The 20,890-nt window shown below is 67.9% G+C and carries 21 protein-coding genes; 11 read left to right on the top strand and 10 right to left on the bottom strand.

What is annotated here, in order from left to right; all coding sequences use genetic code 11:
* Nucleotides 1-3: 3 nt before the first annotated feature.
* On the bottom strand, nucleotides 4-237 hold the full coding sequence (locus BKY59_RS14695) for a DUF2171 domain-containing protein (RefSeq protein ID WP_076072856.1): 234 nt from the start codon (nucleotides 235-237) through the stop codon (nucleotides 4-6).
* Nucleotides 204-1,811: a glycosyltransferase family protein gene (locus BKY59_RS14690; RefSeq protein ID WP_076072855.1), complete on the bottom strand. Its 1,608-nt coding sequence runs from the start codon at nucleotides 1,809-1,811 to the stop codon at nucleotides 204-206. The genes BKY59_RS14695 and BKY59_RS14690 overlap by 34 nt, the downstream gene beginning before the upstream one ends.
* An 83-nt stretch (nucleotides 1,812-1,894) precedes the next feature.
* On the opposite strand from BKY59_RS14690, the gene parC reads away from it, so the two are divergent.
* Complete coding sequence (gene parC, locus BKY59_RS14685; protein ID WP_083672167.1) at nucleotides 1,895-4,219, top strand: DNA topoisomerase IV subunit A; 2,325 nt, start codon at nucleotides 1,895-1,897, stop codon at nucleotides 4,217-4,219.
* Between the two features lie 99 nt (nucleotides 4,220-4,318).
* Complete coding sequence (locus tag BKY59_RS14680) at nucleotides 4,319-6,031, top strand: putative bifunctional diguanylate cyclase/phosphodiesterase (RefSeq protein WP_240500120.1); 1,713 nt, start codon at nucleotides 4,319-4,321, stop codon at nucleotides 6,029-6,031.
* Between the two features lie 45 nt (nucleotides 6,032-6,076).
* Here BKY59_RS14680 and BKY59_RS14675 read toward each other — a convergent pair whose 3' ends face one another.
* From BKY59_RS14675 to BKY59_RS14660, 4 genes are read right to left on the bottom strand one after another with little or no spacing between them, the layout of a single operon-like run.
* Nucleotides 6,077-7,285, bottom strand: a complete 1,209-nt coding sequence (locus BKY59_RS14675) for a CCA tRNA nucleotidyltransferase (RefSeq protein WP_076072987.1) — start codon at nucleotides 7,283-7,285, stop codon at nucleotides 6,077-6,079.
* Nucleotides 7,286-7,296: 11 nt separating this feature from the next.
* On the bottom strand, nucleotides 7,297-7,923 hold the full coding sequence (locus BKY59_RS14670) for a CoA pyrophosphatase (RefSeq protein WP_076072986.1): 627 nt from the start codon (nucleotides 7,921-7,923) through the stop codon (nucleotides 7,297-7,299).
* Complete coding sequence (locus tag BKY59_RS14665; protein ID WP_076072851.1) at nucleotides 7,920-8,495, bottom strand: DUF1285 domain-containing protein; 576 nt, start codon at nucleotides 8,493-8,495, stop codon at nucleotides 7,920-7,922. The genes BKY59_RS14670 and BKY59_RS14665 overlap by 4 nt, the downstream gene beginning before the upstream one ends.
* A 9-nt stretch (nucleotides 8,496-8,504) precedes the next feature.
* On the bottom strand, nucleotides 8,505-9,119 hold the full coding sequence (locus tag BKY59_RS14660; protein WP_076072850.1) for a GNAT family N-acetyltransferase: 615 nt from the start codon (nucleotides 9,117-9,119) through the stop codon (nucleotides 8,505-8,507).
* Nucleotides 9,120-9,259: 140 nt separating this feature from the next.
* On the opposite strand from BKY59_RS14660, the gene BKY59_RS14655 reads away from it, so the two are divergent.
* Together BKY59_RS14655 and BKY59_RS14650 are read left to right on the top strand one after the other, a co-directional pair.
* Nucleotides 9,260-10,048, top strand: coding sequence for an SDR family NAD(P)-dependent oxidoreductase (locus BKY59_RS14655; protein WP_076072848.1), 789 nt, complete (start codon nucleotides 9,260-9,262; stop codon nucleotides 10,046-10,048).
* Nucleotides 10,045-10,458, top strand: coding sequence for a dihydroneopterin aldolase (locus BKY59_RS14650; RefSeq protein WP_076072846.1), 414 nt, complete (start codon nucleotides 10,045-10,047; stop codon nucleotides 10,456-10,458). The genes BKY59_RS14655 and BKY59_RS14650 overlap by 4 nt, the downstream gene beginning before the upstream one ends.
* Nucleotides 10,459-10,476: 18 nt before the next feature.
* Here the strand turns inward: BKY59_RS14650 and BKY59_RS14645 are convergent, their stop codons facing one another.
* Nucleotides 10,477-11,286, bottom strand: coding sequence for a hypothetical protein (locus BKY59_RS14645; protein ID WP_076072845.1), 810 nt, complete (start codon nucleotides 11,284-11,286; stop codon nucleotides 10,477-10,479).
* 299 nt (nucleotides 11,287-11,585) lie between these two features.
* On the opposite strand from BKY59_RS14645, the gene BKY59_RS14640 reads away from it, so the two are divergent.
* The 4 genes from BKY59_RS14640 to BKY59_RS14625 all read left to right on the top strand — a co-directional run bounded on the left by BKY59_RS14640 (nucleotide 11,586) and on the right by BKY59_RS14625 (nucleotide 14,153).
* The gene (locus BKY59_RS14640; RefSeq protein ID WP_240500119.1) at nucleotides 11,586-12,254 is read left to right on the top strand and encodes an energy transducer TonB; all 669 of its coding nucleotides are present in this window, start codon (nucleotides 11,586-11,588) and stop codon (nucleotides 12,252-12,254) included.
* A gap of 84 nt (nucleotides 12,255-12,338) precedes the next feature.
* Nucleotides 12,339-13,094: a MotA/TolQ/ExbB proton channel family protein gene (locus BKY59_RS14635; protein ID WP_076072842.1), complete on the top strand. Its 756-nt coding sequence runs from the start codon at nucleotides 12,339-12,341 to the stop codon at nucleotides 13,092-13,094.
* A gap of 113 nt (nucleotides 13,095-13,207) precedes the next feature.
* Entirely contained in the window at nucleotides 13,208-13,690 is a 483-nt protein-coding gene (locus BKY59_RS14630; protein WP_076072840.1) for an ExbD/TolR family protein, read from the top strand.
* 37 nt (nucleotides 13,691-13,727) lie between these two features.
* Complete coding sequence (locus BKY59_RS14625; protein ID WP_076072838.1) at nucleotides 13,728-14,153, top strand: ExbD/TolR family protein; 426 nt, start codon at nucleotides 13,728-13,730, stop codon at nucleotides 14,151-14,153.
* Between the two features lie 1,221 nt (nucleotides 14,154-15,374).
* Here BKY59_RS14625 and BKY59_RS14620 read toward each other — a convergent pair.
* The 3 genes from BKY59_RS14620 to BKY59_RS14610 form a co-directional block, all read right to left on the bottom strand.
* Nucleotides 15,375-15,779: a host attachment family protein gene (locus tag BKY59_RS14620; protein ID WP_076072837.1), complete on the bottom strand. Its 405-nt coding sequence runs from the start codon at nucleotides 15,777-15,779 to the stop codon at nucleotides 15,375-15,377.
* Nucleotides 15,780-16,170: 391 nt separating this feature from the next.
* Nucleotides 16,171-16,476, bottom strand: coding sequence for a hypothetical protein (locus BKY59_RS14615; protein ID WP_076072835.1), 306 nt, complete (start codon nucleotides 16,474-16,476; stop codon nucleotides 16,171-16,173).
* A 43-nt stretch (nucleotides 16,477-16,519) separates the two neighbouring features.
* Nucleotides 16,520-17,617, bottom strand: coding sequence for an MlaA family lipoprotein (locus BKY59_RS14610; RefSeq protein WP_076072834.1), 1,098 nt, complete (start codon nucleotides 17,615-17,617; stop codon nucleotides 16,520-16,522).
* A gap of 112 nt (nucleotides 17,618-17,729) precedes the next feature.
* On the opposite strand from BKY59_RS14610, the gene BKY59_RS14605 reads away from it, so the two are divergent.
* The 3 genes from BKY59_RS14605 to BKY59_RS14595 all read left to right on the top strand — a co-directional run bounded on the left by BKY59_RS14605 (nucleotide 17,730) and on the right by BKY59_RS14595 (nucleotide 20,824).
* Complete coding sequence (locus BKY59_RS14605; protein ID WP_076072832.1) at nucleotides 17,730-18,686, top strand: ArsR/SmtB family transcription factor; 957 nt, start codon at nucleotides 17,730-17,732, stop codon at nucleotides 18,684-18,686.
* Nucleotides 18,683-19,630 (top strand): methylenetetrahydrofolate reductase, encoded by a 948-nt coding sequence (metF, locus tag BKY59_RS14600; protein WP_076072831.1) that lies wholly within the window; start codon nucleotides 18,683-18,685, stop codon nucleotides 19,628-19,630. Before BKY59_RS14605 ends, metF begins: the two co-directional genes overlap by 4 nt.
* 132 nt (nucleotides 19,631-19,762) lie before the next feature.
* Complete coding sequence (locus BKY59_RS14595; RefSeq protein WP_076072829.1) at nucleotides 19,763-20,824, top strand: homocysteine S-methyltransferase family protein; 1,062 nt, start codon at nucleotides 19,763-19,765, stop codon at nucleotides 20,822-20,824.
* Nucleotides 20,825-20,890 lie beyond the last annotated feature (66 nt).

Genomic DNA, 20,890 nt, shown 5'->3' with positions numbered 1-20,890 from the left:
GGGTTATTCCGACTCCTCGAACACCGAAATCGCGACCGCGGCATTGGCGGACAGGCGCACGGTGTCGCCTTCGACTTCGGCCACCAGGCCGGTCGCGATATAGTGATGCTTGCCGTCGCCGCTGTCGTTCTTGGTCAGCTTGATACGATCGCCGTCGAGATGATCGACCGTCCCGACATGGACGCCGTCCGCGCCGATGACGTTCATATGTTCCTTGATCTGACTGGTGTCGGCCATGGAAGAAACTCCTTCGTTGAGGGTACGGCGCTTGGAACGCGCCTTCGCTGAGAAGGGTGCATCCATATGGTGGCCAGTGTCAGAAGCAGGGCCAGCAGAGACAGGAACATCCCGGTACGGACGACCGCGGGCTGGCCACGCGACAGGATGCAGGCGCCGGCCGCGGGATGCCGGACGAGACCGGTGGCGGGATCGGGACGCGACGGCACGACGATACCGTCGCACCGTACGACGAGGTCGGGGAACCAGAAGCGGCGGCGGGTGGACCAGCCATCGCGGTCGACGCGGTCCGGGCGTGACCGGGCCAGCGCGACGGCTGCCGCGCTCGACCGGATCGTGGCGTTGGCCGGCAGATATTCGGGCACCTCCGGCCGGTCGCGATCAAGCGCAGCCCGGCCGGCGGTTCCGGCGAAGAGCGGCGTCAGGATCGTCGCGGTGACCAGCGTGACGGCCGGCAGCAGCGACCACAGGAGGATGCGTCGCCGATGCGGATCGGCAACGACCCCGGCAAGGGCCGTCGCCAGCGCGAATTCCGCGATCGCCAGCGCGCGCCACGGAAACTGGACCTTGGCGAGGAACGGGATGGACCAGAAGCCGGGGACGAGATTGCCCGCGACCAGGCAGGCGAACAGCGCGACCGCCGGCCAGAAGCGGGTGCGCCGCCAGTACAGGGCGGCCACGGCCAGGCCCGGGATCGCGACCGCCGCGATCAGCGTCGCGAATTCCAGGCCGGCTTCGCGCGAGACCCACCGGCCCGGGTCCGCCATGTTCCAGGCGGCCGGGCTCAGCGTCACGGCGGCCCACAGGCTGCTCATGTTGGTGAACCGCTGCAACGTCAGTGCCGGCAGTAGGTAGATCGCCGCCATGCCCAGCCCGAGCGCGAGCGCCGCCGCCGTGACCGGGAGCCGCGGCCGGTTGTCGCGGTGGAGCGCCAGTGGCGGCACGAGCAGGACGCTGGCCAGCAGCGCGGTCGGCAGATGCGTCATGGCCAGTGCGGCATATGCGAAGGCGAGCGCCGCCGGCCCGCGGCCCCGGCCGATCCGGGCGATGCCGTGCGCGACCAGCGGCAGGACGGCGAACGCCGCGAATTCCGCCAGCGCCCCGCGACGATGGAAATCGACGAGATGATAGGGCAGCAGCATGTAGAGCAGCGCGCCGAACAACGCGGGCCGGCCATGCCCGCCCAGCCAGCGGTGCATCGTGACGCCGCTGAGCATATGGAACGCGATGAACGTGGCGAACAAGGCCGGGAACGTCTGAAGCCCGAGCGCCATCGCACCGGCCACCACGTAGAAGGCGATCGGCGCGTAGAAATAGAAGACGGGTGCGCCGAGCCCGTCGAACGAACCATCCAGCCAGCGGGGGTAGGGCGTGCCCTGCGCCAGCGCCGCATGGAAGCGGTCGGCCCAGACATAGTCGATCCAGAAACTGTCGTGCGTCAGCGTGCCGGCGACCAGGACCGGGATCGCGACGACCAGTGCGACGGCCAGGAACAGGGCGGCAGGCCGCGGGAACAGGGTCGCAGGCCACCGGCGCGCGGCGAACGAAGCAGGCACGGGGGCGGCGGACGACATGGCCCCTGTCTGGCCCCGGCAGGGTTAACGAATCGGACCCCGTAGTACTCGCTTCGTTCCGTTTGCTTTGCTATTCGTGGCGCATGGCAGACCCGACCGAGATCATCGACACCCCGTTCGACGCGGCGCTGGAGCAGCGCTATCTGGTCTATGCGATGTCGACGATCACGGCGCGGTCGCTGCCCGACGTGCGCGATGGGCTGAAGCCGGTGCATCGCCGGTTGCTGTGGGGCATGCGGCTGCTGCGGCTGGACCCGACCGCGGCTTATCAGAAATGCGCCCGCGTCGTCGGCGAGGTGATGGGTAAATATCACCCGCACGGCGACCAGTCGATCTACGACGCGATGGTGCGGTTGGCGCAGACATTCTCGCTGCGCTACCCGCTGGTCGACGGGCAGGGCAATTTCGGGAATGTCGACGGCGATAATGCCGCGGCGATGCGCTACACCGAAGCGCGCATGACCGCGGCAGCGGCCGAGCTGATGGCCGGGCTGGACGAGGGCACCGTCGACTTCAAGCCGAGCTACAACGGCGCGGAGATCGAGCCGGAGGTGTTCCCCGGGCTGTTCCCCAACCTGCTGGCGAACGGCGCGTCGGGGATCGCGGTCGGCATGGCGACATCGATCCCGCCGCACAACGTGGCCGAGTTGATCGATGCCGCGCTGATCCTGATCGACGCGCCGGAGACGGAGGCCGTGGCGCTGGTCGATCCGGTCGACGGGCCGGTGCGCGGGCCGGATTTCCCGACGGGCGGCGTGCTGGTCGACAGTGCGGCGGCGATCCGCGAGGCCTATGCCACCGGGCGCGGCGGGTTCCGGATCCGGGCGCGGTGGGAGCTGGTGGAGCCGGCGGACAAGCGCACGGCCTATGCCATCATCGTCCACGAGATCCCGTATCAGGTGCAGAAATCGCGGCTGATCGAGCAGATCGCCGACCTGATCAACGAGAAGAAGCTGCCGATCCTGGAGGATGTTCGCGACGAGAGCGACGAGACGATCCGCCTCGTGCTGGCGCCGCGCGACCGGAAGGTCGACCCGCAGATGCTGATGGACAGCCTGTTCCGCATGACGGACCTGGAGGTGCGGATACCGCTCAACCTCAACGTGCTGGACGCGGACCGCACGCCGGGGGTGATGAACCTGGCGCAGGCGCTGAATGCGTGGCTGGCGCACCAGTTCGTCGTGCTGCGCCGCCGGTCGGAACACCGGTTGCAGAAGATCGACGACCGGATCGAGCTGCTCGAAGGCTATCTGATCGCGTATCTCAATCTGGACCGGGTGATCCAGATAATCCGGACCGAGGACGAGCCGAAACCGGTGATGCTGGCCGAGTTCGAGGGGCTGACCGACCGGCAGGCCGAGGCGATCCTGAACATGCGGCTGCGCTCGCTGCGCCGGCTGGAGGAGATGGAGATCGTGCGCGAGCGCGACGGGCTGGCCAAGGAACGCGCCGGGCTGGTCGCGCTGATGGACGATCCCAAGAAGCAGCGCGCGCGGATGAAGAAGGATCTGGGCAAGCTGCGCGATCGCTACGGGCCGGAAACGGTGCTGGGCGCGCGACGGACGACATTGGTCGAATCGGGACCGGCGCGCGAGATCCCGCTGGAGGCGATGATCGAGCGCGAGCCGATCACGGTGATCCTGTCCGAACGCGGGTGGATCCGGGGCATGAGCGGGCACCGCGACCTTGCCGCGGCCGATACGCTGAAGTTCAAAGAAGGCGACGGGCCGGCGTTCGCGTTCCATGCGCACACCACCGACCGGCTGCTGCTGGTGGCCGACAATGGGCGGTTCTACACGCTGGCGGCGGACAAGCTGCCCGGCGGGCGCGGGTTCGGGGAGCCGGTGCGGCTGCTGATCGACGTCGAGGGAGATGCCGCGCTGCTCGCGATGTTCCCGGCCCGGCCGGAAGCGCGGCTGCTGCTGGCCAGTGGCGACGGGCGCGGGTTCCTGGCGCGGATGGCGGACGTGGTGGCGGAGACGCGCAAGGGGCGGCAGGTGGTGAACGTAAGGCCGGGATCGAAGCTGCGCGTGGTGCGCGCGGTGGAGGCAGGCGACGACTATGTCGCGGTGATCGGCGACAACCGCAAGCTGGTGGTATTTCCGATCGCCGAGATGCCCGAACTGGCGCGCGGTGCCGGCGTGCAGTTGCAGCGCTATCGCGACGGCGGGCTGTCCGATGCGATCACGCTGGCGTTCGACCGGGGGTTGAGCTGGACGATGGGCGGCGACAGCGGACGAACGCGGACGGAGGCCGACCTGAGTGCGTGGCGCACCGCGCGGGGGGCCGGCGGGCGGATGCCGCCCAACGGATTTCCGCGTGACAATCGGTTCGAGGACCGGCGGACCGACGATCGGCGCGTCGTGCCTACGGAACGGGACAGCGCAGTACGGCCAGTAAAAAATTAACCGATCCCGGGCTAACCGGGGTCGACCATGCCAGGCCCCGACATCCTTTTCGACGTTCCCCCAACGGACAAGTCGGCATTTCTAGGCGGTGATCCGCTCGTGACGATCGGTGCCGCGCGCCAGTCCTTCCTGGAAGCGCTGCCCATCCCGACCGCGATCGTCGAGGTCTGCGCAGGCGTCATGACGCTGCGCCATTACAACACGCACTATGCGACCGGCGTCGACACCGCGGCCGAGGGGTTGCTCGAGCGGCCTGCGCTGGTCGAGGCGGTATGCCGGTTCGCCGCCGGCGATGCCGGCACGAACGAGTTCGACTGGATCGACGGGAACGCGATCGACGGACAGCATTACCGCATCCGCCTGGCCCGGCTGTTCCGCGTGAAGCCCGATATCGAACGCCTGATGGTGTCCGCGCTGAACCGGACGGCAGAGGTGGAGAGCCGCCGGTCGTTGCAGGCCGAAATGACGCATGACAGCCTGACCGGGCTGCCCAACCGCACGGCCTTCGTCGATGCGCTGGCCGATGCGGTCGAGGATGCGGCACCGGGCAGGGGAGAGATAGAAGGCGCGGCCGAAACCGGGAACGATGGCGGGCGCGTGGACATGGACGGCCGCGGCGTGGCGGGGTTCGCCGTGCTGATCGTCGATCTGGCGCGGTTCAGCCGCGTCAACGAATGCCTGGGATCGATGGTCGGCGACGAACTCATCATCACGGTCGCGCGGCGACTGGTGGGGACGGTGCGCAGCGGCGACATGCTGGCGCGGATCGGAGGCGATGAATTCGCGATCCTGTTGCGGCTGGGGCACGATGTCGAAGATGCAATGCTGGCGGCGCACCGCATCCAGGCCGCGCTGGCCGCGCCGTTCCGCCTGTCGGAAATGGAAATCCGGGTCGATTGCGCGATCGGCTGCGCGGTGCCGGACGGGCAGGCCCCGCAGGCGGGCGACCTGTTCCGCAACGCACAGTTCGCGGTGAAGCGCGCAAAGCTGTCCGGCCGGATCGAACTGTTCCAGCCGGGCGAGGTCAACGCGGTCCGCCGCCAGTTCCGGCTGGAAACCGAATTGCGCCGCGCGATCGAAAACGACCGGCTGACGCTCGCCTTTCAGCCGCTGATCGACCTGCGCACCGGCGCGATCAGCGGGTTCGAGGCGCTGGCGCGCTGGCACGACCCGCAACGCGGACCGATCGAGCCGTCCGAATTCATCCCCGTCGCCGAGGAGTCCGGCCTGATCCTGCCGCTGGGCCGCTGGGCGATCGCGGCGGCGGCCCGGACGCTGGCCGGGTGGGACCGGACCGCCGGGCACAGGATGCCGGTCAATGTATGCGTCAACATATCGGCCGTGCAGATCCAGCGCGACGATGTGTCGGCGACGGTGGCCGCGGTGCTGGGCGCGCACGACGTGGCGGGCCGGTTGAAACTGGAACTGACCGAAAGCTGCATCGTGGCGGACCCGGAACGCGCGATGCGGGTGCTGCACGCGTTGAAGGAACAGGATGTCCGCATCGCGATGGACGATTTCGGAACGGGCTATTCCTCGCTCGCCTATCTCCAGAAACTGCCGATCGACGAACTGAAGATCGACCGCAGTTTCGTGACGCCGATGCTGCGCGACCGTGATTCGCTGGCGATCGTGCGCGCGGTACTGAGTCTGGCGGCGGCGCTGGGCATGAGCACCACGGCCGAAGGGGTCGAGACGATGGAACTGGCGCAGACGCTGAGTGCGCTGGGCTGTACGCTGGGCCAGGGATGGTATTATGGCCGTCCGCTGACGGCGGAGGCGGCCTATGCCTATTGGGCGGCGCGTTGCTAGAACCAAACGGGCGGGTAGCCCTGGCACCGGCCGGTTTCGCCACTGTCAGCCCCGCGCGAGAACCCGCTCGACCGCCGCCCGCGCGATCGGGGCCACGCCGTCCGGCGGGAAGCCGGCGTCGGACCAGGCGCGTTCGACCTGTTGCAGCGTCTGCGCCACCAGCGGCCCCGGCGACAGGCCCATCGCGATCAGGTCGCCCCCCCCGATGCCCAATACCGGCCGTTCCCAGCCGGCCAGCGCGCGCGGATCGCCGCCGGTCAGCAGCAGCCGGTCGATCGCGGGTTCGAGCCGGATGCGATAGGCGAGCGCCGCCGGTGTCTCATCCGGGTCGCGCGTGGCGGCGAGCCGGACGCGCAGCACCTGTTGCTTCGAAAGTTTCAGCCGCTGGGCGATCGCCTCCGCCCGCGCGGGGTCGACCGGCAGCAGGGCGGCGAGCCTGCGCAGGCCGTCCGGTGGAATGTCCGCCGCCGCCTCCGCCGCGATCAGCGCCGCGAGCCGGGGGAGGGCGGCGGCGTCGATTTCCGGCAGGACCGGCGCGAACAGCCCTCCGTCGACCATGATCGCGATCGTGGCGGTCGGATCGGGCAAGGCGAGCAATTTGAGCAGTTCGGTGGCGATCCGTTCGCGCGACAGGGCCATCAGGTCGTTCGCGCGCGCGGCGCAGGCGGCATAGGACGCAGCATCGGGCGCGCCGCGGCCGAACCGCGCGTGGAACCGGAAGAAGCGCAGGATCCGCAGATGATCCTCCGCGATCCGGACGAGCGGATCGCCGATGAAGCGGACGAGGCCCGCGGCGAGATCGGCAAGCCCGCCGAAATGATCGTGGACGACGCCCGAGCGAGGGTTGGCCGACAGCGCGTTGATCGTGAAGTCGCGCCGCGCGGCATCGGCCCGCCAGTCATCGGTGAAGGTGACCTGCGCATGGCGGCCGTCGGTCGCGACGTCGCGCCGGAGCGTGGTGATCTCCAGCGGGTGGCCCGCGAGCATCGCGGTCACGGTGCCGTGTGCGAGACCGGACGGCGTCGTCCAGTAGCGGATGCCGGCGGCCTCGAGCCGCGCGGTCACGTCGGACGGCGCATGGACGGTCGCCAGGTCGACATCCTGCGACGCCAGCCCCAGCAGCGTGTCGCGCACCCAGCCACCGACATAGCGCGCGCCGTCCACCCCGGTGTCGGTGGCGAGCGCCGCGAACAGTGCCCTGACCGACGCCGGATCGTGGCCCGCGGGGGGCAGCAGGACGCGGTCCGCTATCATGCCGGCCGGGATCATGCGCCCAGCCGGCGCGCGAGATTGACGATCATGGCCGCGGTCGCGCCCCAGATGCGGTTGCCGTCCCAGGTCATTTCGTAGATCGTCCGTTCGCGGCCCCGCCACGTCATGGTGCGCGGGGCATGGTTTTCGGGGTCCAGTAGGAACGCCAGCGGCACTTCGAACAGCGCGGCGACCTCCGCCTCCTGCGGCACCAGCGCCAGATCGGGCGGCACCACCGCGACGACGGGGGTGACGTCATACCCGGTGACGGTGCGGTAGCGATCGGCGATGCCGACGACGTCGGGCAGGTGGCGGGGCAGGCCGATCTCCTCCTCCGCCTCGCGCAGGGCGGCGGCGACGGGGCCGTCGTCGCCCGGATCGATCCGCCCGCCCGGCAACGCGACCTGGCCGGCATGGGCACGCAGCGTTTCCGTCCGCCGGGTGAGCAGCACGCCGGGTTTCGGCCGATCGGTGATCGCGAACAGGACCGCCGCCGCCGTGCCGCCACCGTTCGCCGGACCATCCGCCAGAGCGGCCGAAACACCGTCGATCAGCCCGTCGACATCGTCGCCGGCCAGGAAGCGCGTGCCGCGTGCGTCGCCCGCCGCCATCCGCACGCGCAACCGCGCGGCCAGTGTCATGCCGCCGCCACGGCCGAAAGCGGAAAGAAACAGCCGGCGCTCCACAGGCCGGGGGGGGCGGCATCGTCCGCCGTCGCGATCTCCGCCAGTTCGTAATAGACCGGGCGCGCGACCAGCGCATCGAGCCCGCGCCGCACGGTGAGATAGGGATGCGGACCATCGGCCCGGTCGACGAGCCGCAGCGGGTGATCCGCGTCCGCGATCACCACGTCGCCGGTGTTCAGCCGGAACGCCAGCGTGGCATCGCGGCCGATGCCGTCGACCTTGACCTCAACCGCGACGAAGGGGGCGTCCTCCACCGCGATATCCAGCTTCTCCGCCGGGGTGACCAGCACATAGCCGCCATCCGGTTCGCGCCGCAGGATGCCCGCGAACAGCCGGACCATCGCCGGGCGGCCGATCGGCGATCCTTCATGATACCAGGTGCCGTCGCGCGCGATCCGCATCGCGCTGTCGCCGCAGCGTTCGGGGTGCCAGCCGTCCACCGGCGGCAGCTTGCGGTCGGCGACCAGCGCCGCGATGTCGGCGATCGACAGGCGGCTGAGATCGGACGGGGGAACGGGGGCGGGCATCGCCCCGATCTAGGCGATCCGCGCGCGCGACGCAAAGTCCCGCGCGCGCGACAGCGCGTTCCGCGCGTGCGATCCAACGTCCGGCCCGATCATGCCGGTGGCGGGCAACGGCATGTCGGGCAGCGGCAGGACGAGCAGCCGGTGCCGTTCGAACGGGCCGGGCAGGTCCCACCCCGCCGTCGGCAGCGCCGTGAAGCCGAACCGGCCATAATAGCCCGGATCGCCGATCAGCATCGGGGGCGGGGCGTGCGCCTCGATCACCGCATGGATCGCCGCGCGGGTCAGCCGCTTGCCCAGCCCGCCCGCCTGATGCGCCGGATCGACCGCGACCGGGCCGAGAAGGGTCAGCGGCGTGACGGTGGCGTCCGTCGTGCCGTCCGGCGTGTCCCCGGTGGAGTAGAGCGCGACCGGCCAGCATTGGACGCTACCCAGCAGGCCGCCGTCCCGCACCGCGGCGAAGGACAGCGCGGCGATCCAGTCCACCCCGGCACGCAGCCGATAGGCGGTCCGCTTGTGCCGGTCCGGCCCGAACGCGACATCGAGCAGCGCCTCGACCGCGGCGCGATCGACCAGCGCGAGCGGCAGGATGGCGGGGCCAGGAGCGGGGGGCAGGACGGCGGGCACGGCGGCGAACCTTGGGACAGGACGGGGGATGCGCGCCTATAGGAGTGTGTCCGTTGCGAAGGAAGGTGGCCCACGGTTTTCATTGCGCGCGGGACGCGATGTCTGCGATGCATCGCGGCAATCAAGGGGGAGATGCGGACATGACGGAACCGGACGGGACCGCGGAGTTCGGCACGCCGCGGACGGCGATCGTGACGGGCGGCGCGCGGCGGATCGGCGCGGCGCTGGTCCGCGCGCTGCATGCCGACGGCTGGCACGTGCTGCTCCACTGCAATGCATCGCGGGATGCCGGGCGCGCGCTGGCAGTCGAACTGGGGAGCCGGGTGGAGGTAGTGGCGGCCGATCTGGCGGCGGCGGATGTCGGCACGCGCGTGATGGCGGCGCTGGACGGGATGCCGCCGCCTGCGCTGCTGGTGAACAACGCGTCGCGATTCGCTTATGATCGGCTGGTCGATTTCACGGTCGACGACTGGGACTTGCACCTGAACGTGAACCTGCGCGGGCCGGCCCTGCTGATCCAGGCCTTCGCCGCGGCCGTGGCGGCGGTGCCGGGGGGCGGGGGGCTGATCGTCAATATCCTCGATGCCAAGCTGGCCCAGCCGAACCCGGACTTCTTCTCCTACACCGTGTCGAAGATGGGTCTGGCGGGGCTGACCGAACTGGCGGCGCGTGCGCTGGCGGAACAGCGTATCCGGGTGTGCGGGATCGCCCCGTCGATCACGCTGGTCTCGGGCGCCCAGACGCGCGACAATTTCGATGCCGTCCACCGCATGAATGCGCTCGGCCGCGGCGTGGTGGTGGGGGACATCGTCGCCGCACTCCGCTATCTGGTGGCGACGCCGGTGCTGACCGGCCAGACGATCACGCTCGACGCGGGCCAGCGTTTCCTGGCACTGCCGCGCGACGTGCAATATATGGACGCACCATGACCGACAGCCTGTTGCAGACCCCATCGATCGACGGCCTGGTGCCGGCTGCACTTGCGCCGCGCACGCACCGTATCTTCCTGACCGACTATGACGTGCCGGTCGATATCGGGTTTCACGATTTCGAGATCGGGACGCCGCAGCGGATCCTGGTATCTGTGGAAGTCTGGGTGACGGCCGCGGCATTCGCGCTGGACGATCTGGCCGAATCGGCGTGGAATTATGATTTCCTGCGGACCGAGATCGGCCGGCTGGCGCGCAGCCGGCGGTTCAACCTTCAGGAAACCCTGGTGACCGCGATCTACGACCTCATTGCGGCGCGGGCCGGCGTGACCGCGCTGCGCGTGTCGGCGCGCAAGCCAGACATCTATCCCGACTGTGCCGGCGTGGGGGTGGAGGTCGCGTCCTTCTGACCGTTCAGCGCCAAGCCCCTACCGGCACCGGCCGAGGCCGGCCTGCACGACGGCATAGTCGGCGCGGGCGGCGGCGTTCTCCTCCGGCGACAGCGCGGCGGTGGCGGCCTCCGGCAGTGTGGCGGGCAGGCCGCAGGCGAGACGGTACCACAACAGCGTGTCGCGCACCGGAGTGGCGGCGGTCTCGTCGACGATGTCGGACAGCGACACCGCCCAGCGCGGCTCCTGTCCCGGGCGGCGCAGGATGCTGAGCGAGACCGGTCTGGCACTGGCGGTAGTCAGGAAGATCTGCGTCTCGCTTTCGCCCGGCAGCGACCCCGGTACGTGGAACGCGCCGGAGACGCCGGTGATGGTGGGCGGTGCGTCGGGCGCGACCAGCGCGGTCGCCAGCATGCGGAGCCGTTGTTCGTTGACGGGGGTCCAGTCGATCTGCGCGTCGCGGCCGACCAGCTGTAGCTCGCCCGGGCGACCGGCGACCGGCGTCGCAAGCAACAGGACGCGCATCCCCTTCAACCGGGGCGGACGGCCGCGCGCATCGGGGGCCTGATCGACCAGGTAGCTGACCCGCGCCGGCAGGCCGCCCTTGCCGCGCAGCAGCGTAACCAGGTCCGCCTCGACGAAGAACCGTGTCTCGCCGGCGGCCACGCCGATCGCCTCTGCCGGCTTCAGACGGACGGCGCGGCGAATCTCAACGCCGGCGACGATCGGCGCGCGCACCGCAAGATCGGCCAGGTCGGCGAACCCGGACGAGGCCGCCGCGACGGGATCGGGTGCCTGCTGCACCTGCGAAGCGGCCGGCGCCGCCGCCGCGACCAAGGCCGCGCTCATCAGCAAAATCGATGAAAAACGGGGCTTTTGCACGATAAGGGGGCCTTCACGATGGGTTCTTCGAAGCGGGCATAGTGCCCGCCGCGGCCCGGTTTGTCGAACTCGGACAAATGGTTTGACGCCACGACAAGTGTCGCGATACAAAGTCTTAATACGTCAACAAACGCCGCATAAGTGTGGCCGATGTAGGGCGGTCGGGTGGCCTTCTGGCGACCCGTATCGCATGGGAGTTCCAGGGGCACCGAGCGTGTCGGTCGAAGGAGAGACCTTGGTTAATGGCATACGCTGATTCCCAAACTATGAGCACGCGGAAGCTGGTTTCGATCGGCTTCGTCATCGCGTTGCACATCTTGCTCGGGTACGCCTTCATGAACGGCCTCAGCTTGAGCGTCATCAAGGCGAAGGTCGAGGATCTGAAGACGTTCAACGTCGAGGAGCCGCCGCCCCCGCCCGAGCCGCCGCCCCCACCGCCGCCGCCACCCGAAACGCCGCAGGTGGTTCCGCCGCCGCAGGTCGTCTCGCCGCCGCCGATCGTCCGGACTCCGGTGGTGACGCCGCCGCCGGTGTCGACGGTCCGGGTTGCGCCGCCGCCCACGCTGACGACGGTCGCACCGACCATCCAGGCACCGGTCGCTCCTGCGCCGGCACCCGCGGTTGCGCCGGTCGCATCGAAGGCAGCTTCGGCACGGGGTAACCCGGCGACGTGGGTGACGACGGACGATTACCCGCCAAGCTCGATCCGCAATGCGGAGCAGGGCACGTCGGGTCTGACATTCGACATCAACGCGGCCGGCCGGATCGAGAATTGTCGCGTGACATCGTCCAGCGGGTCCAGCACCCTCGACGATACGGCATGCCGACTGGTCACCCGTCGCGGGCGGTATTCGCCGGCACTGGATCAGGCCGGCAATCCGATCCGTGGCGGAACCAAGACGCTGCGGTTCACCTGGCGCCTGCCGGACGAGTGATCCGACTATCTTTCGGACGGCGCGACGATCGCGCCGTCCGGGCCTCTCAACAGCCTTAGTCTATTCGTGAAGGACCACCCCATCATGGCAACTCCGACCGCCGCAGCTGCGGAAAACCAATTTGGCCTGATGGCCGCGCTTGAACAGGGCGGCGTCATCGCTTGGACCGTGTTCATCATTCTGGTGATCATGTCCGCCGCCAGCTGGTACATCCTGTTCACCAAGCTTTTCGAACAGCAGAAGATCCTGAATCAGGCGAAGCGCATGCGCACGTCCTTCTGGGGCACGCCTTCGCTCCGTGACGGTGCCAGCAAGCTGGAGAAGAACTCGGCTTACCGCCAGATCGCCGATGACGGCCTGCGCGCCCAGGACGAGCACACCAAGCTGACCGACCCGGTCGACCAGCACGAGTGGCTGGGCTCGTCGCTCGGCCGCAGCCAGGCTGCGATCAACTCGAAGCTGGGCAACGGTTTGGCCGTGCTCGCCACCGTCGGTTCGACGTCGCCCTTCATCGGCCTGTTCGGTACCGTGATCGGCATCTACCGCGCACTGATCAAGATTGGTGCATCGGGTCAGGCATCGATTGACGCCGTTGCCGGCCCGGTGGGTGAGGCACTCATCATGACCGCCCTCGGCCTGGCCGTCGCGGTTCCGGCGGTGCTCGCCTACAACTGGCTGATCCGTCGCAACAAGGTCATCGCCGAACAGCTCGGTTCGTTCTCGACCGATCTGCACGGCTACATGGTGTCCAACGGCGCACTGAAGCCGGCGCTGGCTTCGGCCCGCACCGCCCCTGTCGCACCGGTCAAGACCGGCCCGGCTACCATCACCAAGTCCTGATCCCAGGGGATGCGACGCCGTTCCGCCCACTCGTGCCGTCCGGCACTTGGGCGGGGCGGTACCCCTCGGGCGGCGATGTGCCGGCCACGACCCAGCTGATAGGATAATAGCCGATGGCCATGAGTGCAGGCCCAACCGAAGACGGCGCACCGCTGTCGGACATCAACACCACCCCGCTCGTGGACGTGATGCTGGTGCTCCTCATCATCTTTCTGATCACCGTTCCCGCGGCGATCCAGAGCATTCCGGTACAGTTGCCGAAGGTCGTGTTCGAACCGACCGTGACGAAGCCGGAGAACGTGTCGCTGTCGATCCGCGGAAGCGGCGACAATTGCGAGATCTACTGGGGCAAGACCCAGGTTGGTTCGAAGGAACTGATCGATCGTGCGGTCGTCAAGCTCCGCGAGGAAATCGACAAGCAGGGTGGCCCGAACGCTGCAGGACTCGAACTTCCCGAGGCGCATATCCGCGGCGACAGCAACACGCCCTACCGTTGTATCGGCGGCGCGATCTATCAGATGCAGCGTGCGGGTTTCGCCCGTGTCGGCTTCATCTCCGAACCGGCACCCGGCACGGCACGCCCGCCGCGCCTGTAACCAAGCCGTTGAACGAACCAGTCCAGGAGTAAATTCGATGGCAATGGCCGCAGGCACCGCCGAAGGCGAGCCCATGATGGACGTCAACACCACGCCGCTGATCGACGTGATGCTGGTGTTGCTCATCATGTTCATCATCACCATCCCGGTCCAGACGCATGCCGTGAAACTGGATCTGCCGCAGGACTCGAACGATTCGACCCCGCCGCCGATCAATCCGGTGAAGAACAAGATCGTCATCACGCCGACCGGGCAGACGCTCTGGAACGGCGCGCCGCTCGATCTCGTCACGCTGCGCCAGTATCTGGACCAGACCCAGACCATGTCGCCCATCCCGGAGCTCCATCTCCAGCCCGATCCACAGGCGCGGTATGAACTGGTGGACGAGGTTCTGGCCGTTACGAAGCGTGCGAAAGTCGAGAAAATGGGTTTTGTCGGCAACGAAGCCTACTCCAACTTCTGATCTTGTTGGTCGGGGGACAATGAAGGCGGGCCGCAAGGCTCGCCTTTTTTTTGGAGCGCCGATCGGAGTTCAGTCCGACAAGCACTCGCGGATCGATCCGGCGACACACAGGACGCCTGCAGTACCGCGGGGCTCGGCCGGTTTCGGCCACCGGGCTTCGGACGCGACACCGGACAGCAGATGAGTTGCCGGCACTCGCCCAGCGGTAGCCGTGCGCGGGGACGCTCCTAGCCGCGTACTGCCGAACTGGCGACGGTTTGGCTCATGTCTGGCCACTATCCGCCTTCTTTCAGCCCCGTGGGCTGTCTCCAAGATCGCATTAACGGCACGCCCGACATCGGATCGGATCGGATCGGAACAAAACCTGTAACGGCTTCGATGATTATGAAGGCTGCTCTACCTAAATTCCGGTGCGGTCTTCGGCGGGACCATACCGGTGTCAACGTCCTGTAGGCGAGCGCTCCGTGACAGAGTGCTTTGGCCCGTGCAAGCGTCGCTCGCTTGGTTCGCTACGTTGGCGTTGCTTTGCCTCCGGCATTGCCAAGCGAAATCCATCCGGTGCCGAACATCTTGTCAAATCGGAAACGGCTGGGGTGCTGTTGTCTCGGATGGGATGTGGTGATCGGGCCCTTGACAGCGACAGCGACAGCGGATGTGTTGAGTTGGAAGAGGCTGAGATGATGTTCGGCGCTATGGTAATCGCAATCTAGCGTATTCAGCGCCTAGTTGATTTGCTGGGTGGAGTTTTAATCCACAGAAGAACCAATCGTTTACGTGGGCTTGCGACGGAAAACTCATTGCCCGTTGAACCTGCGCGCATGTTGGTTCGTGAGACTGGTAAGCAAATGACGTAGATCACAGATGTTCTGACCCATCACGATTGCGGACGGCGCCCCAGGCTTGCCCAGCCCAATGCTTCGGCCGGGGGGCGGACTTGAGACCGTAGAGTCGGTCCATCTTTCATCTGCGACTATCTCTTTGCCCGCGCGGAGGCAGGATCAGACACTAGATTCATATCATTCGTGGTCCTTTACCCCGTGGAGTACGGGCATCTGGGGATCATCAACCGGTCCGCGTCGGACTTTTCAATCTGAGGGCTCGGTGCCGATCCGCTTGGAAGTCGGTGAGTTTCCACGCGCTGGGCGTCCGGGCGTTGGTAGCTGAACGTCCATGCTGCGGGGACGGCAGGGCGGCCGCCGCAGCATGGGTGGCAGAGTAAGTTTAGGCGGCGGCGATCGCACGTTCGATCGCGGCGCTGTCGTGGCCCGTCAGGTCCTTGGAGATCTCGCCGAGCAGGACCGCCGAAAGCGTCTTGTGATAATGCTTGCGAAGCTCACCCAAGGTGCGGGGCGCCGCGATGACGATCAGCTTCTGAACCTTGTGATCGAGCACCTGGCGGTTGAGGAGCGCGGCGATGCCGGCGGCGAACGCGTCCTCATTCTGCTGGCTGTCCGACGGGTTTGCGGAGCTGCTCTGGTGGCGGCCGCCCGATCCCATATTGTCGTCGTCGACCTTGGGCTTCGGCAGGCCGGTCAGGCTGGGGCTTCCGGCGTCGCCGTCATTGCGGAACAGGCGCAGCGTCTCGCCGTCTGCAACCGCGACCATCGTGCCCTTGGGAATATCCACGCTATTATCCTGTCGTTCGTTGTCGAGGGGTCCCTAACGACCGGCCGGCGGATTTGGGTTCGTCCGACGATCCGATTGCAGCGGATCCATATGCTGTCATGCTTCTGCGCAGGCCGACGGGCGCATCGATACGGTCAGGATGCGACCTTGCGGTGGCGGCGTCGCCTTGTGGTCTTGACCGATCCTTGGAACGGATGATCCATGGACCGGCGTCGTCGCTTTCATGAGGGCGAAGAGCGCGTCGCGAGTCCCGCTCGAACGCCAGACATTCGCCGCTGTAGGCCCCACACCGAACCGGCCGAAGCGATCCGCGGGGTCGGGTTGGACGAAGGTATCGGAACAGCGGATGGCATCGCGGCCGGCCCGGACGGACGGCCGCGATGCCAGGGGATCACATGCTGTTGTCGACTGCCTCGGCACCATTGGCGAGTGCGGCACCCGTGCGGTCCATTTCGGCGCCGGCGGCATCGACGGCGTTATCCGTGGCGCTGCCAACGGCGGCGGCACCGTTTTCGATGCTGGACCCGGCGGCGTCAAGCGCGTTGGACGTGTCTGCTGCGGCTTCGGAGGCGGTGGCGTTGATATCGGCGGAGATCGCGTCGGCGGCCTGCCCGGCCTCATTCTGCGCGGTCGGGCTGCAGGCCGCGACGGCGAGCGCGGTGAACAGGATGGCCGGTGCGAAAATCATCTTCTTCATGGTGGGTCCTTTCCGTGGTGATCCGTTCGAAAACATGGACGGGCTAGATCGGGTTCCGTGCGCCGGCGTCGGGCGTCATCGGCACGGCCGGCGCGCCCGGTACGTTCCCGTTGTCCGGTATGTCCGAGGGGGCCGGCGCGGTGTCGGACCCCGTCGCGGACGGCGCGTCGGGGATCGGGCCTGCCCCGGGTGCGGTGATGCCGGTCATCGGGCTGGCGGCGTTCGAATTGGTCGCGTCGGTTTCGACCGCCGGGGCCGTTTCCTGATTGGCGATGGCCGCGGCGCGGCGTTGACGGAAGGCGGAGCGCGCGGCGGCATAGGGATCGAGGCTTGCCTGCAGGAACCCGTCCGCGCCGCTTTCCGTCAGGCCGGCCCGCGCGTTGACCAGCGACAGCGCGGCGACGCCGCGCTTCGTCCAGACCGACAGATTGCTCTGGTTCAACGCGATCTGGTACGGATCGGCAACAAAGGCCACGCCGGTCCCGACCCCGTCGCGCACCGTGGACGGCCCAAAGAGCGGCAGCACGACATAGGCGCTGCTCTTGACCCCCCACACCGCCAGCGTCTGGCCAAAATCCTCCGGTCGGGCGGCAATGCCGATCTTGGTCGCGTGATCGGCCAGGCCGCCGACGCCGATCGTGGTGTTCACGACGAAGCGCTTCAGATTGTTCAACGCGCGCTTCGGCTTCGCCTGAAGCAGGTTGTTCACGAACGACCAGGGTTCGCCAAGATTGCTGAAGACCCGCGTGATGCCGCGGCGGGCGACGCGGGGAATGACGGTCCGATAGCCGGTCGACACGGGTTTCAGGATGATCCGGTCGACCAGTTGGTTGAAACCCCAGATGCCGCGATTCAGCTTTTCATAGCGATCGCGCGGTTCGGGTGGGGCATCGGCGAGACCGTCGGTCACGAAACCGGGGTCGACGGTTGCCGGGTCCGCCATGAACGGATCGGCCGGAACGTCGGCCGGCGGCGCGGCGGGTGCCGGCGCGGTGGCGGTCGGAACCGGGGCGGTCGGGACCGGGGCAGTCGTCACGGGGGCTGCGCTGGTGCGGGGCGGCGGAGCGGATTGCGCCAGTGCCGCGGTCGACGCGCCCCCCAGGAGAATGGCGACCGAACAGGCCGCAACCACATTACGCATGACTAGATCCGATCCTGGCGTGCCGTCGCCCCATCGGGCGGGTGCCACAGCCGTTGTGGACGCACAAGGCGCTTGCGCTGATATAAAGATATCTTTATGTCCTTATATCGACATGACGCCGCTTCTCGACATCTTCCGCGCGCTGGCGGACCCGACCCGGTTGCGGATCGTGGCGCTGCTGCGCGCGATGGAGTTGTCGGTCGGCGAACTGGCACAGGTGCTGGGGCAGAGCCAGCCACGCGTGTCGCGCCACGTCAAGATCCTGACCGATGCGGGTCTGGCCGATCGCCGCAAGGAAGGGGCCTGGGTGTTCGTGGCGCTGGGCGACCGGCGTGTCGTGGAGCCGCTGCTGGCGGCAGCCGACGCCTGGACGGATCGTGACGATCATGAGGCGACGGCGGACCTGGACCGGCTGGCGGCGGTTCGCGCGGATCGGGCCGTGGCGGCTGAGGCGTGGTTCGCCGAACATGCCGTGGAATGGGACGCGATCCGGTCGCTGCACGTCGCGGAAAGCGAGGTCGAGGCGGCGACCGTGGCGATGCTGGCCGAACGCGGCGTCGGCCGGCTGGTCGATATTGGAACGGGCACGGGCCGCATGATCGAATTGCTGGCCCCGTTGGCACAGCGCGCGATCGGCGTGGACCGCAGCCCGGAAATGTTGCGGATGGCGCGGTCCAAGCTGTCGGAGGCCGGGCTGAGCGGTGTCGAGTTGCGGCAGGGGGACATGTACGCACTGCCACTGGCGCCCGGATCGGCCGATACTGCGATCCTGCATCAGGTGCTGCATTATGCGCAGCAGCCGGCGGCGGCGATTGCGGAGGCGGCGCGCCTGCTGAGCCGCGGCGGCCGCCTGCTGATCGTGGATTTCGCGCGGCATGAGCGCGAGGAACTGCGCCAGCGTGCCGCGCATGTCCGGCTGGGGTTCGACGACGCGCAACTGGCGACGTGGTTCGCCGCCGCCGGGCTGGTGCCGGACGGCGTGCAGGAACTGGCCGGTGGTGCATTGACCGTGAAATTGTGGCTGGGGCGCAAGTCGTCCGATGCCGTGCCCGAAAGGATCGCCGCATGACATTGTCCGTGACCGAACTGGAAGAGGCGCGGTGCGCGCTGGATGCACCGCTGTTCGCGGATCTGGCGGGCGACGCGCGGGTGTCGTTCGAATTTTTCCCGCCCAAGACCGAGAAGATGGAAGCGGCGTTGTGGAGCGCGATCTCTGCGCTGCTGCCGCTGGAGCCGGACTTTGTCTCGGTGACCTATGGAGCCGGCGGATCGACGCGCGAGCGGACGCACGCCACCGTCGCGCGGATCGCGGCGGAAACAACCGTGCCGGCTGCGGCGCACCTGACCTGCGTTGATGCGTCGAAGGACGAGATCGCGGAGGTGGCGCGGGCATATTGGGACGCGGGCGTGCGGCATATCGTGGCGCTGCGCGGCGATCCGCCACGCGAGGGCGAGCAGTTCGTGCCGCATCCGCAGGGCTATCAGTCCGCCGCCGACCTGGTGGCGGGGCTGAGCCGGATCGCGCCGTTCGAGATTTCGGTCGCGGCCTATCCGGAGATGCATCCGGAGGCGACGTGCGCCGATACCGATATCGACAATCTGAAGCGCAAGATCGATGCCGGCGCGACGCGGGCGATCACGCAGTTCTTCTTTTCGCCTGACGCCTATTTCCGGTTCCGCGATAGGGCGGTCGCCGCCGGGATCACCGCCGACTTGCTGCCCGGCATCCTGCCCGTGTCGAACGTGGCGCAGACGCGCAAGTTCGCCGCGATGTGCGGCGCGGCGATCCCGCCTTGGATGGACCGACTGTTCGACGGGCTGGACGATCATCCGGGGACCCGCCAGCTGGTCGCGGCGACGGTGGCGGCGGAGATGTGCCGCAAGCTGTATGCCGGCGGGGTGCGGGACCTGCATTTCTATACGCTCAACCGGGCGGAGCTGGCCTATGCGATCTGTCATCTGCTGGGCAAACGACCGGTGGTGGGCGAGCGGACGCTGGAACTGGCGGCTTAGGCCCCATTTCACAATGTCCGTCCATCCCGAGCGAAGCCGAGGGGGTGACCTTGGACGTCTCGGCTGCGCTCGACGGGTCCCTCGACTTCGCTCGGGATGGACGGATACTTTGAATTTCGGGATTGCGACATCATGACCCTGACCCCCTCCACCGCCGCCATCCGGTTCCGTGAACAGGCGGCAGACCGCGTGCTCATCACCGACGGGGCGTTCGGGACGATGATCCAGGGTTACGGCCTGCAGGAAGCCGATTATCGCGGTGACTACGAACTGTCGCTCGATCAGAAGGGCAATAACGATTTGCTCGTGCTGACGCGCGCGGACGTGATCGATGCGATCACGCGGGCGTATCTGGATGCCGGGTCGGACATCGTGTCGACCAACACGTTCAACGCGAACACGATCAGCCAGGAGGATTATGGCGCGGTCCATCTTGTGCGCGACATGAACCTGGCGGCGGCGGGCATCGCGCGAAAGGCCGCCGACGACTATCAGGCGCGCGACGGGCGTCCGCGCTTTGTGGCCGGTGCGATCGGGCCGACGAACAAGACGCTGTCGCTGTCGCCCGACGTCAACGATCCGGGTTTCCGCGCGGTCGATTTCGACACGATGAAGGACGTCTATGCCAACCAGGCGGAGGCGTTGCTCGACGGCGGGTGCGACTTCATCCTGATCGAGACGATCTTCGACACGCTGAACGCCAAGGCGGCGATCATGGCGGTGATCGAGGTGTCCGAGCGGCGCGGCGTCGAGGTGCCGGTGATGATCTCGATGACGATCACCGACATGTCGGGGCGCAACCTGTCGGGCCATTCGGTCGAGGCGTTCTGGTACACGGTGCGCCATGCGCGGCCACTGACGATCGGGCTGAACTGCGCATTCGGGGCGGACCTGCTGCGGTCGCATGTGCAGGTGATCTCCGGCATCGCCGATGCGCTGGTGATGGTCTACCCGAACGCCGGGCTGCCCAACGACCTGGGCGAATATGACGAGCAGCCGGCGACGACGGGCCAGTTCATCCGCGAATGGGCGGAGGGGCAGCTGGTCAACGTGGTCGGTGGGTGCTGCGGTTCGACGCCGGGGCATATCGCGGCGATGGCGGCGGCGGTGAAGGGCCACCCTCCGCGGCAGGTGCCGAACCTGAAGGTACGCACGACGCTGGCGGGTCTCGATCCGATGATCCTGGCGGCGTGAAGCGTCGTGCCCCGGCGCAGGCCGGGGCCTAGGCGAGACGGCTGCGTCCAGGCCCCGGCCTGCGCC

Source organism: Sphingomonas montana (assembly GCF_001956315.1).
GTDB lineage: Bacteria > Pseudomonadota > Alphaproteobacteria > Sphingomonadales > Sphingomonadaceae > Sphingomonas_R > Sphingomonas_R montana.
The sequence above is the reverse complement of the archived record's forward strand: the minus strand, read 5'-3'. Positions and strand labels throughout refer to the sequence as shown.

What these genes read in the sequence shown, in the direction of transcription:
- BKY59_RS14695 (WP_076072856.1), bottom strand. Translation starts at nt 237, where the DNA reads ATGGCCGACACCAGTCAGATCAAGGAACATATGAACGTCATCGGCGCG.
- BKY59_RS14690 (WP_076072855.1), bottom strand. Translation starts at nt 1,811, where the DNA reads ATGTCGTCCGCCGCCCCCGTGCCTGCTTCGTTCGCCGCGCGCCGGTGG.
- parC (WP_083672167.1), top strand. Translation starts at nt 1,895, where the DNA reads ATGGCAGACCCGACCGAGATCATCGACACCCCGTTCGACGCGGCGCTG.
- BKY59_RS14675 (WP_076072987.1), bottom strand. Translation starts at nt 7,285, where the DNA reads ATGATAGCGGACCGCGTCCTGCTGCCCCCCGCGGGCCACGATCCGGCG.
- BKY59_RS14670 (WP_076072986.1), bottom strand. Translation starts at nt 7,923, where the DNA reads ATGACACTGGCCGCGCGGTTGCGCGTGCGGATGGCGGCGGGCGACGCA.
- BKY59_RS14665 (WP_076072851.1), bottom strand. Translation starts at nt 8,495, where the DNA reads ATGCCCGCCCCCGTTCCCCCGTCCGATCTCAGCCGCCTGTCGATCGCC.
- BKY59_RS14655 (WP_076072848.1), top strand. Translation starts at nt 9,260, where the DNA reads ATGACGGAACCGGACGGGACCGCGGAGTTCGGCACGCCGCGGACGGCG.
- BKY59_RS14650 (WP_076072846.1), top strand. Translation starts at nt 10,045, where the DNA reads ATGACCGACAGCCTGTTGCAGACCCCATCGATCGACGGCCTGGTGCCG.
- BKY59_RS14645 (WP_076072845.1), bottom strand. Translation starts at nt 11,286, where the DNA reads ATGAGCGCGGCCTTGGTCGCGGCGGCGGCGCCGGCCGCTTCGCAGGTG.
- BKY59_RS14640 (WP_240500119.1), top strand. Translation starts at nt 11,586, where the DNA reads ATGAGCACGCGGAAGCTGGTTTCGATCGGCTTCGTCATCGCGTTGCAC.
- BKY59_RS14635 (WP_076072842.1), top strand. Translation starts at nt 12,339, where the DNA reads ATGGCAACTCCGACCGCCGCAGCTGCGGAAAACCAATTTGGCCTGATG.
- BKY59_RS14630 (WP_076072840.1), top strand. Translation starts at nt 13,208, where the DNA reads ATGGCCATGAGTGCAGGCCCAACCGAAGACGGCGCACCGCTGTCGGAC.
- BKY59_RS14625 (WP_076072838.1), top strand. Translation starts at nt 13,728, where the DNA reads ATGGCAATGGCCGCAGGCACCGCCGAAGGCGAGCCCATGATGGACGTC.
- BKY59_RS14615 (WP_076072835.1), bottom strand. Translation starts at nt 16,476, where the DNA reads ATGAAGAAGATGATTTTCGCACCGGCCATCCTGTTCACCGCGCTCGCC.
- BKY59_RS14610 (WP_076072834.1), bottom strand. Translation starts at nt 17,617, where the DNA reads ATGCGTAATGTGGTTGCGGCCTGTTCGGTCGCCATTCTCCTGGGGGGC.
- BKY59_RS14605 (WP_076072832.1), top strand. Translation starts at nt 17,730, where the DNA reads ATGACGCCGCTTCTCGACATCTTCCGCGCGCTGGCGGACCCGACCCGG.
- metF (WP_076072831.1), top strand. Translation starts at nt 18,683, where the DNA reads ATGACATTGTCCGTGACCGAACTGGAAGAGGCGCGGTGCGCGCTGGAT.
- BKY59_RS14595 (WP_076072829.1), top strand. Translation starts at nt 19,763, where the DNA reads ATGACCCTGACCCCCTCCACCGCCGCCATCCGGTTCCGTGAACAGGCG.